Origin of the sequence: Streptomyces sp. NPDC051555, from assembly GCF_044454405.1 — a bacterium.
Lineage (GTDB): Bacteria > Actinomycetota > Actinomycetes > Streptomycetales > Streptomycetaceae > Streptomyces.
Window position 1 is genome coordinate 329,664 of the sequence record NZ_JBITDP010000001.1, and the last position, 14,475, is coordinate 344,138.

Consider the following 14,475-nt stretch of genomic DNA (forward strand, 5'->3'; position numbering starts at 1 on the left):
TTGTCACGGCGTGGTGGCAGCGTTAGGTTGTGCGGTTCCTGATGTCTTCAAGGGGGCTCCCATGGGCGTACGGGGCCGGCACCGCCGGTACCAACCAAGCACCATCAACCGGGCCTCGTTGGTGGTGACCGCGGGCGGCGCCGGGATCGCGCTGCCCTTCATCGGTGCCGGCGCCGCCCACGCCGCCACCGTCGACACGTGGAACAAGGTCGCCGCCTGCGAGTCCACGAACAACTGGCACATCAACACCGGCAACGGCTACTACGGCGGACTCCAGTTCAGCCAGAGCACCTGGCGGGCATTCGGCGGCACGGCGTACGCCGCCCGCGCCGACCTCGCCACCAAGGACCAGCAGATAGCGGTCGCCGAGAAGGTGCTGGGCTCCCAGGGACCGCAGGCCTGGCCGGTCTGTTCCAAGGAGGCGGGCCTCAGCCGGGGCGGCGCCGCACCCGCGGTGACCCCGAAGGCGCCGGCCGGGCAGGGCGCGCAGACCGGCAAGGCGCAGACGGACAAGGCCCAGGCCGGCAGCAAGGGACAGACCGGCACGGCGCAGGCCGCCGCGCCCCAGGTCGCCGCCAAGAGCGGCGCCGGCCCCACCCCGACGGGCACGTCCGTCCTGCCCAATCCGTACGTCGTCGCGCCGGGCGACTCGCTCTCGGCGATCGCGCGGGGCCAGCACGTCGAGGGAGGCTGGCAGGCGCTCTACGAGACCAACCGGGCCACCGTCGGGAGCGACCCCGACCTGATCTTCCCGGGCCAGCGGCTCACCCTGCGGATCACGGCCGCACCGGTCACGCCCAAGCCCCCGGTCCCACCGCCCGCGGCCACCCCGGCGCCCGCTCCCAAGCCGACTCCCGTACCCACGCCCAAGACCACGCCCTCGCCCGAGAAGCCGCCGCGCACCGCCGACCCGGTCAAGCCCGTCGAACCTGCGGCGGCCAAGCCGAAGCCCGCCACCGCTTCGGGCGGCTTCGCCGCACCCGTGGACGCCGGTCTGGGCACGGCGTACCGCGTCGCGGGTTCCTCATGGTCCAGTGGCTACCACACGGGCGTCGACTTCCCGGTGGCGACCGGCACGTCCGTCAAGGCCGTCGCCCCCGGAGAGGTCGTTTCGGCGGGTTGGGCCGGCGCCTACGGCTACCAGGTCGTGATCCGGCACACCGACGGCCGGTACTCGCAGTACGCGCACCTGTCGGCCCTCGGGGTCAAGGCCGGTCAGCAGGTGAGCGGGGGAGCGCGGATCGGCCGCTCCGGCTCGACCGGCAACACGACCGGACCACACCTGCACTTCGAGATCCGGACGGGGCCGGGCTACGGCACCGACGTCGACCCGCTCGCCTACCTGCGCGGGCACGGAGTCGACATCTGACGGCGCCGCGGAAGCGGCACCGGCGTCGGACGACACCCGCACGCGCGGCGGTACGGCCGTGAGCAGCACCAGGCCGACCGCCGCGACCGCGGCGCTCACCAGCGCGCCGAGCGTCCCGAGGGCGCCGAAGCGGAAGCCCTCGCCGAACAGCGAGATGCCGACGCTGGCCGCGACCACCGGGTTGACCACGGTCACCGTGGCCAACGGCGCGGTCAATCCGGCGCCCCGATAGGCCGCTTGGGACAGCACCAGCCCGGCCGCCGCGAGCGCGGCGATCGAGGCCAACTGCGGGGCCTGGCCGAACACGGCGCCCTGTTCGAAACCTTCCGCCACCGACTTCGTGAAGACCGAGCCCATGCCGAAGGCGGTACCGGCCGCGCTCGCCAGCAGCACGCTGCGCAGCACCGCCCGCCGGACCCGGCGGGCGGCCAGGAACAGCGCCGCCGACACACCGGCCGTCAGCAGGAGCAGCAGGGTGCGCTCACCGCCCGACAGGGTCTGCCCGTCCCGTCCGTCACCCCCGGTGAGGGCCAGCAGTCCGGCCAGGCCCACCGTGGCCAGCACCGCACCGCGCCAGGCCGCCGCACCCGCCCGGCGACCGACGAGGACGGCGGCCATCGGCAGGGCGAAGACGATGGTGAGCGCGCCCAGCGGCTGGACCAGGCTGAGCGGACCGTACGCCAGCGCGACCACGTGCAGCAGCGCGCCGAGCCCGTTGAGCCCCACGGCCAGCCACCAGCCGCCCCGGGCGAGCGGCGCGTACGGCCGCCCGGGGCTGCTTTCCGCCACCCGCTCCTGCACGATCGCGCCGGCCGCGTAGGCGAGCGCGGAGATCAAGCAGAGGAGGACTGACAGGGCTAGGGCACTCATGGTGGCCACAATGCCTGGTCCCGCTCGAGTATTCCTCGTTCCACAGGTGGTGATCACCTGTACTCCGGGAGTAGTACACGCCTAGCAAATCTGTAGTCCGCTGGTCGTGTGAGAGCCGTTCGTCATCCAGCGGGATGACGGCTCTTGCCGCCGGAGAACACCGCCCTTCCGTACATAACGTGACGATCCGGCCGCTGCGCGTGAGGCGGGCGGGAGCGGTTTGGTCCCGGGCGCGTCGGATCCGTACAGTTCTGCTTTTGGGGAGTTCGCGAAACGCGGACGCGGACGATTTGATCGAGGAACGGCAACGGCCATGACGGTGACCGAAGACATCCAGACGTACGGCCCGGGCATCGACCCCGAGCGCCTGGCCGTCTGCCTCGCCGTGCTCGACGAGCTGGACGAGCTCGACGTCGACCACCCCGACGCCGTCACGGTACGCCGCGCGACCGCCGGTATCTACCGCACGGTCAAGCAGCGCCGCCGCCAGGACCGCCGCGCCTCCAAGACCGCCAACGACAAGGCCGTCACCGAGGCCACCGCGACCGGCTCCGCCGACCGCATCGACGACGAGACCCAGGGCAACGCCCTGAGCACCGCCACCAGGGGCCCGGTCGCCGGCATACTCCAGCGCCCGCGCTCCTGCTACGTCTGCAAGACGCGCTACGTCGAGGTCGACGCCTTCTACCACCAGCTCTGCCAGGACTGCGCCGCCTTCAACCGCGAGCGCCGCGACGCCCGGACCGATCTCACCGGCCGTCGCGCCCTGCTCACCGGCGGGCGCGCCAAGATCGGCATGTACATCGCACTGCGGCTGCTGCGCGACGGCGCGCACACCACCATCACCACCCGCTTCCCGAACGACGCGGTCCGCCGCTTCAAGGCGATGCCCGACAGCCACGAGTGGCTGCACCGCCTGAAGATCGTCGGCATCGACCTGCGCGACCCGGCCCAGGTCGTCGCGCTCGCCGATTCGGTCGCCGCCGAGGGCCCCCTCGACATCCTGATCAACAACGCCGCGCAGACGGTGCGCCGTTCCCCGGGCGCGTACAGCGAGCTGGTCGCCGCCGAGAACGCCCCGCTGCCCGCCGGCGAACTGCCCGCCTCCGAGGTCATCGGCACCTTCGGCAGCGGCACCGTCGACCGGGTCGCCGCCCTGCCCAGCGGCCACGGCGAGAAGCTCACCGCCCAGGACGTCACCGAGCTGGCCCTGGTCTCCGGCTCGGCCTCGCTGGAGCGGATCGCCGCCGGTACCGCGATCGACGCGGGCGGCCTGGTCCCGGACCTGCACCACACGAACAGCTGGATCCAGACGGTGTCCGAGGTGGACCCGATCGAGCTGCTCGAAGTCCAGCTGTGCAACTCCACCGCGCCGTTCATCCTGATCAGCAAGCTGCGCCCGGCGATGGCCGCGGCCGCCGCCGAGCGCCGCTACGTGGTCAACGTCTCCGCGATGGAAGGCGTCTTCGGGCGCGGCTACAAGGGCGCCGGCCACCCGCACACCAACATGGCGAAGGCCGCGCTGAACATGCTGACGCGCACCAGCGCCCAGGAGATGTTCCAGAGCGACCAGATCCTGATGACCGCGGTCGACACCGGCTGGATCACGGACGAGCGCCCGCATCCGGACAAGGTCCGCCTCGCGGAGGAGGGCTTCCACGCCCCGCTCGACCTGGTCGACGGCGCGGCCCGGGTCTACGACCCGATCATCCGCGGCGAGGCCGGCGAGGACCTCTTCGGCGTCTTCCTCAAGGACTACGCGCCCGGCAACTGGTAGCCGCCCGCCCCGGCCGACCCGCTCCGACGGCCCCGTACGACCGCACCCGGTCGTACGGGGCCGTCCGTCGTTCCTGCCCGCCGTTTCCGCCGTTGCCGACGTCTCCCCGCCGGCGACGCAATACCCGCTTCGTCGGCCCGCTGGGGGCGAAGTCCTGAACATCGGCCGAAATCAAGAGGTCGAAAGTGGATTTTACCTTTCCATCGAGCGGGGTCCCGCTCATATGTGTACCCTGAGGCACACGGACGGCCCCACCAGGGCCACGCTCCGTATCGAGAACCATGGCGCCACCGCGTCCGGATGTCCTTATTCCTGCCCGGCAGCGGTACGCCCGCCGGGTTACGCGACACAAAGGAGTGCGCGGTGACACCTGAACTGACCAAGCGTGACCACGGGGTGACGGAGCGGACGGAGCATCGCTCCCGCAACCGCTCGGATGAGCTGGGGAGCCTGGAAGTGTGGGCCCGGTCCGCACCGATCCGGCTCGCCGGATACGAAGAGGACCTGGCGGAACCGCACATCCTGCCCGGCATCGACTGACCGTCCCGGCCCCGGCCCGTACCGGTGGCCGCTCCGCCCCACACCCGCGTCTCCGCGCCGATCCGGCGGCGGGGGCGCGGGTGCGCGTGCGGCGATGTAGGCCGATGTACGTCCCGATGTGCGCCCATGTGCGTCCCGACCCGATGTACGCCGACAGCGTGATCGCTGACGGCGATCACCGCTTCCCGCGGCCCGGACCGCGGGGCAGGCTGGCGGCATGAAGCTGCTGATGCTGGGCGGGACCGAATTCGTGGGCCGGGCGATCACCGAGGACGCGCTGAAGCGGGGCTGGAACGTCACCGTCTTCCACCGCGGCCGGCACGACCCGCCGCCCGGGGTCGACTCCCTCCACGGGGACCGCACCGCCCCCGGCGGGCTCGCGGCCCTCGCCGAGGGGGAGTGGGACCTCGTCGTCGACACCTGGAGCGGCGCCCCCGTCGCCGTCCGCGACACCGCGCGACTGCTGCACGGCCGGGTCGGGCACTACGCGTACATATCCAGCCGTTCCGTCTACGCCTACCCCTCGCCGCCCGGCCTGGGCGAGGACGCCCCGGTGGTCGAGGGCTCGCCCGACGCCGAGGCGGTGGGCTACGCCGAGGACAAGCGCGGCGGCGAGCTGGCCGCCCTCGCCGCCTTCGGCGAGGAGCACGCCCTGCTGGTGCGCGCCGGCCTGATCCTCGGGCCCTACGAGAACGTCGGGCGGCTGCCCTGGTGGCTGGGTCGTGCGGCGCGCGGCGGCCCGATGCTGGCCCCTGGACCGCGCGACCTGCGACTCCAGTACGTCGACGTGCGCGACCTCGCGCGCTGGACCCTCGACGCGGCGCGGGACGGGCGCGGGGGAGCGTACAACCTCGCCTCGCCGCTCGGACACGCCACCATGGGCGCCTTCCTCGACTCCGTCGCGGCCGTCACGGGCGGCGGCGCGGAGCTGCGGTGGACCGCTCCGGAGGCGATCGAGGAGGCCGGGGTGCAGCCGTGGACCGAGCTGCCCGTGTGGCTGCCGGAGGGCGAGCTGTACGACTACATGTTCCGCGGCGATGTCTCCAAGGCCCTGGCCACCGGTCTGGTGTGCCGTCCGGTCGAGGAGACCGTGGCCGATACCTGGAGCTGGCTCCAGGGGATCGGCGGAGTGGCCCCGCAGCGTCCGGACCGGTCGTCGAAGGGCCTCAGTGCGGAGCGGGAGGCGGCCCTACTGGCCTGACCCGTGCTCCGCCGGGCCCGGACCGTGCTCCGTGCGCGTCCCCGGGCCCGGCCCGGAGAGCCGGGTGGGCGGCAGGTACTCGCGCAGGAGGCGGCGCTGCCACCACGCACCCGTCGCGCGCAGTTCCCGCCGGGTGCTGAAGCGGTAGCGGTACAGCCGGGCCCGGACGTAGCGGGGCGGCGCGTCCGGGAAGGGGTTGTGGGCGAGCAGCCGCAGGGTGTCGCGGTCGCCGGTCAACAGCCGTTCCACGAAGGGACCGAACCAGTCGCGCGCGTAGCCGGGCGAGAGCGCCGCGAACCACATCAGCCAGTCCAGCCGCAGGTGGTACGGCGCGAACTGGCGCGGCATCCGGTCCGGTCGCCCCGGCTTGCCCTTGAAGCCGTACTCCCGCCACGCGCCGTACCGGTGCGGGGCGGGATCCGCGGTCCCCTCCACCACCACCTCGTCCCTGATCCGCCCGACGGTCCCGAACGCCCCGTAGGTGTTGACCAGGTGGAGCGCGTCGAAGGAGCGGTTCATCACCTGGCGCCGCGAGAGCAGGTTGCGGACCGGATGCCGGCTGAGCAGCAGCACCAGCGCGGTCAGCGCGCACACCGCCACCACGTACCAGAGCGGTCCCGCGCGCGCCGCGGCGGCGGGCGGCGGGCCCGCGAGCGCGGTGAAGTCGACGGCGGAGAGCGCGAGCGCGATCGTCAGCCAGTTCAGCCAGGCGAAGTTCCCCGACAGGACGAGCCACAGCTGGGTCCCGGCGATCACCCCGGCGGCCACGGACGCCACCGGCTGCGGGGTGAACAGCAGCACCGGCACGAGTAGTTGGATGACGTGGTTGGCGGCGCACTCCACCCGGTGCACCGGCCGCGGCAGCCGGTGGAAGAACCAGCTCAGCGGCCCCGGCATCGGCTGCGTCTCGTGGTGGAAGTACAGGCAGGTCAGCCGCCGCCAGCACGGATCGCCGCGCATCTTGATCAGCCCCGCCCCGAACTCCACCCGGAAGACCACCCAGCGCAGCAACCACAGCACGAGCACCGGCGGCCCCACCCGGGCGTTGCCGAGGAACACCGCGAGGAACCCCACCTCCAGCAGCAGCGATTCCCAGCCGAAGGCGTACCAGGTCTGCCCGACGTTCACGATCGACAGGTACAGCGCCCACAGCACCGCCCACATCGCCATCGCCGCGCCCAGCGGTACGGCGTCCCCCGCGCCCGCGGCGAGTGCCGCGGCCAGCGCCGCCCCGAACCAGGCGCAGCACGCGAAGAGCCGGTCGGAGTAGTGCAGTCGGAACAGGCTGGGCGCCGCGCGCAGCGGCACGTGGCGGACGTAGCGCGGGACGGGGAGCATGCCGTGGGCGCCGATCAGCGCCCGGAACTGCAGGGCGGCCCCGGCGAAGGCGAGGACGTAGACGCCCGCCAGGGCCCGCTGGAAGACCAGCCGGCCGAGCCAGTAGCCGGGCGACGTGAACCAGTCCATCGCCTCCAGTATCAGCCGCGGGCGACCAGGGCGCGCAGGGTGCGGCCGAGCAGCCGGGCGTAGCCGAGCTGGAGCGGCGGGACGAGCGGACCGGCGAGGCGGGTGTACCAGGCGCCCGGCCGGCTGAAGGCGGTGACCGAGAACCAGACGCGGCCGTCCTCGGCCAGTTCCACCAGGAACGATTCCTCACCGCATTCGGGATGCCCGTCGAGCGTCCCGTAGGCGAAGCCCGCCCGGCCGGGTTCGTAGGCCGTCCAGATCACCTCGCAGGGCGCGGTGACGCGCAGCGGCCCGAAGCCGATCCCGACCTCGACGCGGCCGCCCGGCCGCACGGCCCCGTGGTCGGCGCGGATCCGCATCCCGGTCGCCCGGTGCAGGTCGAAGGTGGTGACGGCGGCGCCGGCCGCTTCGAAGACGTCCCTGCCGCGGCCGATCAGGGCCCGGTGGTCCAGGTGGTGGTACCCCGCGGGCAGCGGGCGCAGCCGGGTCGCCCCGCGGTCGGGGTAGGTCAGCGCGCCGGTCCGGGTGGCCGTGGGCCGCGGCCGGTGGGCGCCCTCGCTGATGATGCGGGTCATGACGCGTTCTCCTCCAGGCGGCGCCAGGCCAGCACCGAGCACAGTGCGAAGCCGAGGGCGTTTCCGAGGCCGTGGGTCGCGGCCATCCAGGTCAAGGTGGGGTGCGGCAGTCCGCTCGCCTCGCCCAGCGCCCACCACAGGGCGAGCAGCATGGTGAGGACCAGCACGCCGGCCGAGCCGGCGAGCAGCGCCGCGGTACCCCGGTCGGGTGCGCCGGGCCGGATCTCCCGCCAGGTCAAGAGGGCCACCGCCCACATCCCCGAGGTGAGTACGACGGCCCCCGCGAGCTCCGCCCAGTCGTCGACGAAGTACCCGGCGAGCACCAGCGAGGTCCCGCCCGGCACGCTGTACGCCGCCCAGCGCCCCCAGGGTCCGGGCCCGCCGCCCCGGCACACCAGCCCGGCGACCAGGGCCGCGGCGAATCCGGCGAAGTGGAAGTGCGGGACCGTCAGGGCCAGGATCTCCAGGTCGAAGCCGAAGAGCCGGTGCCCGGTGCGTTCGGCGACCAGCGCGAGCCCGGCGACCGAGGGGGTGACGAGCGCGGTGAGCACCGCGATCTCGGGCGGGGCGAGCGAGCGGGTGCGCAGCAGCCGGGCCGGTGCGTGCAGGGCGAGCACCAGCGTGGCGCCCGCGTAGAGGACGGCGAGGGAGCCCGCGAGCGCGCCGCGGGGCAACCAGAGGCAGAGGGCGCCGGGCGCGGCGAGCAGGGGCCACAGCCGGGCGGTCCCGCGCAGCCGGGCCGGGTCGATCAGGCGCAGTCCGGCCGGGACGACGTAGAGCATGCCCAGGGTGACGATGCAATTGACCAGTACCGTCACCGTGGACCGCCCTCCCCCCGTGCGGTCGAACACCTTGAACGCGTTCAACTCGCGGTGTGAGCCTAGAGGGTCTCTTGAACATGTTCAAGAGAGTCGGGGATCCGCTCCGCGACGCGGTGTCGCCACCCGTCACCACCGGTACTCCACGGTGACGCTCCGCTTGCGACACCCCCGGACATGCGGCAGACAAGAGGAGAGCAACAGGGGCTAACAGGGAGAACCTCGTGACGGATCAGCACGTACCGCAACCTCCGCCGCGCCGGGCGTCCCCGCAGCCGGCCCGCCGCCGCACAACGGCGGGCGCCGCCCTCCTCGCCGCGCTCGGGCTGCTCGCCGCGGCCTGCGGCGGCCCGGGGGACGGCTCGCGCGCACCCGCGGCCGCCCCGGAGAGCCAGGACGTCCTGCTCCAGCCGGTCGCCGTGGCGGGCCCCGATCCCTTCAACCCCTCCACCGCGACGGCGGAATCCGCGCCGCTGCAACCCCCCACCCCCAACGCCACCGGCGAGGGCATCCGCACCATCGGCGGCGCCACCCCCGGCCTCTACGGCGGCACCCAGCGACTCGGCAGCTGCGACGTCGAACGCCAGGTCGGCCACCTCGCCTCCGACGGCGCCAAGGCGAAGGCCTTCGCCGAGGCCGCCGGCATCGAACGGGCGAAGCTCCCCGAGTTCCTGCGCGGCCTGACCCCGGTCGTGCTGCGCGCCGACACCCGGGTGACCGGCCACGGCTTCAAGGACGGCCGCGCCACCGGCTTCCAGTCCGTCCTCCAGGCCGGCACCGCGGTCCTCGTCGACGACCACGGCACGCCCCGGGTCCGCTGCGCCTGCGGGAACCCGCTCCAGTCCCCGCGCGCCGCGAGCGGCGACCCCGTCTTCAAGGGCGACCCCTGGCCCGGCTACGACCCCCACCAGGTCATCGTCATCGAACCGACCGTCCAGGTCATCAACAGCCTCGTCATCGCGAACATCGGCGACAACACCTGGATCGAGCGCAAGGCCGGCGACGACGGAGCCCAGGACAAGAGTCCCGCGGTGCCGCCCGCGCAGGACCCGGCGGACGGCATCCCCTCCACCGACCGGACGGACCCGTCGGAGCCCCCGACCCCGTCACCGCCCTGCGTCACCCGGGACCCCAACAGCCTGGCCCGCACCACCCCGCCGAAGGCTCCGTCCTCGCCGCGGGCCGCCGTCCCGCCTCCGCCCGACGCGCCGGACTGCCCGCCGTCCGGATCCGCCACGGCCCCGCCCCCGGCCCGGGACACCGCACCGAACACCCCGAGCCGGCCCCGCCCGCCCGAGCCGCCGAACCCGCCCGCGCCGCCCACCGTTCCACCGATGGGCGAAACGCCCGGCGACCTTCCCCCGGACCTGCCGCCCACCCCTGACGGGCCCAGCCTGAGCCCGTACGACCCCTACGCGCCCACCGACCCCTACGCCCCGGACGACCCCACCGACCCCTACGCCGTGCCGGGTCAGCACTTCACCCCGGACCCGGGTTACTCATTGGAGAGCGTCTGACCCGCTCGTGTGTCATGGTGGACCGGTGCCGAGCACCGTATCGCTGCCGGACGACTGGCCCGCACACCCGGACCGGTCGCTCTCCCTGAACCGCATGGGCAGCTTCGACTGGGACCTGGTCACCGGACTCATGCACATGGACCCGCCCGCCCTCGACGTCTTCGACACCCTCCCCCAGGACTACGACGAGCGGCCCGAGTCCCTCTCGCCCCGGGTCCCGCCCGCCGAGGCGGCCCGGCTCGACGCGCTCGTCTCCAGCGCCCTCAAGGGCGGGCTGGAGAGCTACGGCGCCTACTTCCGGATCAGGTGCCGCGACGGGCGGCTGCGCTGGACCCACACCCAGGGCCGGGTGATGCGCGAAGCGGACGGGCGCCCGTACCGCATCATCGGCATCGTCCGGGACGCGACCGAGGAGCTGAGCCACTCCGCCGAACGCCTCGGCCTGGACGAGGAACGCCGCCGCCAGACCTCCGTGGTCGAGGGCACCACCGCCGCCCTCGCCCACGCGCGCACCGTGCAGGACGTCATCGACGCGCTCAGCGACGCGCACGGCCTGGAGCGGCTCGGCACCATGGGCATGGTGATGGGGCTGGTCGAGGCGGGCCGCATCCACCTGGTCGCCGAGGGACCCGAAGGCAGCTTCGTCCCCGGCACCCGCTACACCCGCATCGACGAGCAGTACCCGATGAGCGAAGTGGTCCGCTCGCTCCAGCCCCGGTTCATCGACTCGCAGGAGGAGTTCGCCACCTCCTACCCGGGACTCTGGTCGAAGATCTCGTACATGCGGATCTCGGCCGCCGCCTACCTGCCGCTGATCGCCCAGGCCCGCCCCATCGGCGCGATCGGACTCCTCTACCAGGACAAGGAAGCCTTCACCCAGGACGAACGGAACCTGCTCGTCGCCCTGGGCAGCAGCATCGCCCAGAGCCTCCAGCGCGCGATGCTGCTGGAGCAGGAACACGACATCGCCGAGGGCCTCCAACAGGCCATGCTGCCGCGCCGGATCCCGGCGGTACCCGGCGCACAGATCGAGGTGCGCTACCGCTCCGCCCGGATGGGCCGCGACATCGGCGGCGACTGGTACGACGTCATCCCGCTGCCCGGCGGGCGGGTCGGCGCCGTCATCGGAGACGTCCAGGGGCACGACACCCACGCGGCGGCCGTGATGGGCCAGCTCCGCATCGTGCTGCGCGCCTACGCCGCCGAAGGACACGCACCCGCCACGGTGATCGCCCGGGCCTCCGTCTTCCTCCACGAACTGGACACCGACCGCTTCGCGACCTGCACCTACGTCGAGGCGGACCTCACCACCGGGGTGCTCCAACTGGTCCGCGCGGGTCACCTGGACCCCCTGCTGCGCACGCGCGACGGAGACTGCCGCAGGCTCCCCGTGGAGGGCGGGATGCCGCTCGGCCTCTCGGCGGAGTTCGGCCGCCTGGAATACCCCGTGACCACGATGGAACTGGACCCCGGGGAAACGCTTCTCCTGTGCACCGACGGCCTCGTCGAACAGCCCGGCGCCGACCTCGACGACGGGATCCAGTACCTCACCGCCATGGTCCGGTCCGGCCCGGCCGACCTCACGCTGCTCGCCGACCGGTTGGTCGAGATGGCCGACGAGCGGGGCGACGACGACGTCGCCCTGCTGCTGCTGCGCCGCCAGGCCGAGGACGCCCCGCAGGCGGGCGGCCGGCTCCAGCAGCATGTGGCCCCCGGCGACCCCGAAGGCCTGGTCTCGGCCCGGCACATGATCGGCACGGCCGTACGGGCCTGGGGCGCCCGGGCCCGGGGCGACGAGATCGAGCTCGTCGCGGACGAGCTGATCGTGAATGCCCTGATGCACACCGACGGCCCGGCGATCGTCACCCTGCGCGTACTGGCCGGCCCCGAACGCCGTATCCGCGTCGAGGTCGAGGACCGCTCCAGCGCCCTCCCGCGCCGCCGGGAAGCGGGCGATTCGGGGGTCTCGGGACGCGGGCTGATGCTGGTGGACCGCCTCGCGGACGTCTGGGGGGTGGAGTCCCGGGGCGGCGGCAAGTGCGTGTGGTGCGAGTTCGTCATGACCTGAACCGAGGGGAACCGGAAGGGGAACAGGAAGGAGAAGCGGAAGCGGAACCGGCACGCACCGCCCGGCCCGTCGGACCCAAAGCCCGTTGCGGCGCGCGCCGGCGGTGCCGCAGGATCGGGGCGATGACTACCGCCACGCACGACGTCCGCCGGTCGCTGAAGGCCGGAGATCTGCCCGGAGCCGTCCGGGCCCTGCGCCCCCACGCGGAAACGGCCTCGCCCGCCGACCTCGCCAAGGCCACCCGGGTACTCGCCGACGCCGCGGGCTTCACCGACCTCGCCCTGGCCGCGAAGGCCGCCGCCAAGAAGCCCCGCGATCCTCAGGTGCTCTACGACTTCGGCTACGCCTGCGTCGAACGCGGCGTGTCCTTCCTCGCCGTCGCCCCGCTGCGCCACGCGCTCGCGATCCGGCCCGACTCCCGCAAGCTCCTCGCCGAGCTCGTCGCCGCCCTCGAGGACGGACACCGGCACGTCGAGGCCGCCGCCCTGCTCGCCGCCCGCGGCGAGCGCCTGCCCGCCTGGCCCGAGACCTACCTCCTGGTCCACAACACCCTGTGCGCGGGCGACTTCGACGGAGCCCGCGCCGCCGCGATCCGGCTGCCGGCCCCCGAGGACGCGACCTGGCTCGGGGCCCACGGCCGCCAGCGCCGCATGCTGGGCCGCGCCGAACTAGCCCGCGCGGCCGGCCCCCTCGACGCCCGTGACCTGCGGGGCTGGCACTTCGCGCTCACCGGCGCGCTGCTGGGCACCCTCTCCCCGTACGGCTACGGCGCCGGAATGACCGGCCGCTACGCCTTCCTCGGGGACAGCCACGCACTGGTCCGGCGCGGCCTCGACCGCCTCGCGCTCGCCCTGGGCGCCGCCGGGCAGCACCCGTCGACGGTCTCGCTGCTCCCCGGCCGCGCCGACCGGATCCTCGGCCTGGCCGCCGCCGGGGTGCTCGGGCTGCCCGTGGTGCCCTACGACCCCGCCCGGCCGGACACGGTCGTGGTCTCCTACGACCTGCGCGCGAGCGACCCCGAGCTCGTCCGTACCCTGCGCACCCGCACCACCGGCCAGGTCCTGCACGAGCACCTCACCTGCTGGACCGATCCGCCGCCGGTGAGCGCCGATTCCAGTGCGCTGCTGTGCCAGTACGCCGTCGCCCCCTGGGCGGCGCACGGCGACCGGCCCGCGGACGAGCGCCCCGAGGAAGACGTGGCCCGCGACGTCGTCGACGCCGACCCCGCGCCGGACGAGGGCGACGGCCAGACCCCGGCCGACCCGGACGAGGCCCTGCGGACCTACGTCGCCGCGGTGGCCCCCGGCTGGCTCGGCGGGGCCCGCGACCACGCCCGCTCGCCCGGCCCGGTCCCCGGCTCGCGCTTCCGCTGAGGGCGCGGCACCCTGGGAGGGTGCCGGAGCTGCCGGAGGTCGAGGCCCTCAGGGAATTCCTCGACGAGCACCTGACCGGGCGGGTGGTGGAGCGCGTCCTCCCGCTCAACGTGAGCGTGCTCAAGACCTACGACCCCGCGGTCACCGCCCTCGAAGGGCAGCCGGCGGGAGCCACCGCCCGCCACGGCAAGTTCCTCGCGCTGCGGATCGGCGAGCTGTACCTCGTCACCCATCTCGCCCGGGCCGGCTGGCTGCGGTGGCACCACACCTTCCCCGCGACGCCGCCCAGGCCCGGCGGCAAGGGCCCGCTCGCCCTGCGCGTGCTGCTCGACGGCGGGGGCGGCTTCGACCTCACCGAGGCGGGCACCCAGAAGCGGCTCGCGGTGTACGTCGTCCACGATCCGGCGCAGGTGCCCGGCATCGCCCGGCTCGGGCCGGACCCGCTCGCCGAGGACTTCGACGAAGCGCGGTTCGCGGCGCTGCTGGCGGGGGAGCGGCGCCAGCTCAAGGGGTTCCTGCGCGACCAGAGCGTTCTGGCCGGGATAGGGAACGCGTACAGCGACGAGATCCTGCACCACGCGCGCATGTCACCCTTCAAGCTCGCCGCCTCCCTCGAAGCGACCGAGGTGTCCCACCTCTTCGAGGCGGTCCGGGCGACGCTGCACGAGGCCCTCGCCCGCACGCACGGCGTGGCCGCCGGGAGCCTGAAGGCGGAGAAGAAGAGCGGGCTGCGGGTGCACGGACGGACCGGCGAGCCCTGCCCCGTGTGCGGGGACACGATCCGCTCGGTGTCCTTCGCCGACTCCTCGCTCCAGTACTGCCCCACCTGCCAGACCGGGGGCAAGCCGCTCGCCGACCGGAGGCTGTCCCGCCTGCTGAAGTAGCCGCCGGCGGCCCCCG

General features: G+C 73.8%; 11 protein-coding genes and 1 pseudogene. 8 read left to right on the plus strand and 4 right to left on the minus strand.

Going from position 1 to position 14,475, the window contains the following annotated elements:
• Nucleotides 1-61 precede the first annotated feature (61 nt).
• Complete coding sequence (locus ACIBEA_RS01335; RefSeq protein WP_399256644.1) at nt 62-1,369, plus strand: transglycosylase family protein; 1,308 nt, start codon at nt 62-64, stop codon at nt 1,367-1,369.
• 126 nt (nt 1,370-1,495) lie between these two features.
• Here ACIBEA_RS01335 and ACIBEA_RS01340 read toward each other — a convergent pair.
• Nucleotides 1,496-2,239, minus strand: a pseudogene (locus ACIBEA_RS01340) (DMT family transporter); the annotation flags it as partial.
• Between the two features lie 313 nt (nt 2,240-2,552).
• Between ACIBEA_RS01340 and ACIBEA_RS01345 the strand changes: the two are divergent.
• From ACIBEA_RS01345 to ACIBEA_RS01355, 3 genes are all read left to right on the plus strand, one after another.
• Nucleotides 2,553-4,016 carry an SDR family NAD(P)-dependent oxidoreductase gene (locus ACIBEA_RS01345; protein ID WP_399256646.1) on the plus strand — a complete coding sequence of 488 codons (1,464 nt, stop codon included), beginning with the start codon at nt 2,553-2,555 and terminating at the stop codon, nt 4,014-4,016.
• Between the two features lie 363 nt (nt 4,017-4,379).
• A complete protein-coding gene (locus ACIBEA_RS01350) occupies nt 4,380-4,556 on the plus strand; it encodes a hypothetical protein (protein ID WP_399256648.1) in 177 nt (58 codons plus the stop codon).
• Nucleotides 4,557-4,773: 217 nt separating this feature from the next.
• Nucleotides 4,774-5,757: an NAD-dependent epimerase/dehydratase family protein gene (locus ACIBEA_RS01355; RefSeq protein ID WP_399256650.1), complete on the plus strand. Its 984-nt coding sequence runs from the start codon at nt 4,774-4,776 to the stop codon at nt 5,755-5,757.
• On the opposite strand, the gene ACIBEA_RS01360 is transcribed toward ACIBEA_RS01355, so the two are convergent.
• The 3 genes from ACIBEA_RS01360 to ACIBEA_RS01370 are packed head-to-tail and all read right to left on the minus strand — an operon-like array spanning nt 5,746 to nt 8,617.
• Complete coding sequence (locus ACIBEA_RS01360; protein WP_399256652.1) at nt 5,746-7,224, minus strand: lipase maturation factor family protein; 1,479 nt, start codon at nt 7,222-7,224, stop codon at nt 5,746-5,748. The genes ACIBEA_RS01355 and ACIBEA_RS01360 overlap by 12 nt on opposite strands.
• Nucleotides 7,225-7,235: 11 nt before the next feature.
• A complete protein-coding gene (locus ACIBEA_RS01365; protein ID WP_399256654.1) occupies nt 7,236-7,799 on the minus strand; it encodes a DUF1990 family protein in 564 nt (187 codons plus the stop codon).
• Entirely contained in the window at nt 7,796-8,617 is an 822-nt protein-coding gene (locus ACIBEA_RS01370; protein WP_399256656.1) for a YndJ family protein, read from the minus strand. Before ACIBEA_RS01370 ends, ACIBEA_RS01365 begins: the two co-directional genes overlap by 4 nt.
• 224 nt (nt 8,618-8,841) lie before the next feature.
• Here ACIBEA_RS01370 and ACIBEA_RS01375 point away from each other — a divergent pair, with 224 nt between their 5' ends.
• From ACIBEA_RS01375 to ACIBEA_RS01390, 4 genes are all read left to right on the plus strand, one after another.
• Entirely contained in the window at nt 8,842-10,134 is a 1,293-nt protein-coding gene (locus ACIBEA_RS01375) for a DUF6777 domain-containing protein (RefSeq protein ID WP_399256658.1), read from the plus strand.
• 7 nt (nt 10,135-10,141) lie between these two features.
• Entirely contained in the window at nt 10,142-12,202 is a 2,061-nt protein-coding gene (locus tag ACIBEA_RS01380) for a SpoIIE family protein phosphatase (protein WP_399256660.1), read from the plus strand.
• Nucleotides 12,203-12,324: 122 nt separating this feature from the next.
• Nucleotides 12,325-13,575: a hypothetical protein gene (locus ACIBEA_RS01385; RefSeq protein WP_399256662.1), complete on the plus strand. Its 1,251-nt coding sequence runs from the start codon at nt 12,325-12,327 to the stop codon at nt 13,573-13,575.
• A 20-nt stretch (nt 13,576-13,595) separates the two neighbouring features.
• Entirely contained in the window at nt 13,596-14,459 is an 864-nt protein-coding gene (locus ACIBEA_RS01390) for an Fpg/Nei family DNA glycosylase (RefSeq protein WP_399256664.1), read from the plus strand.
• Nucleotides 14,460-14,475: the final 16 nt, after the last annotated feature.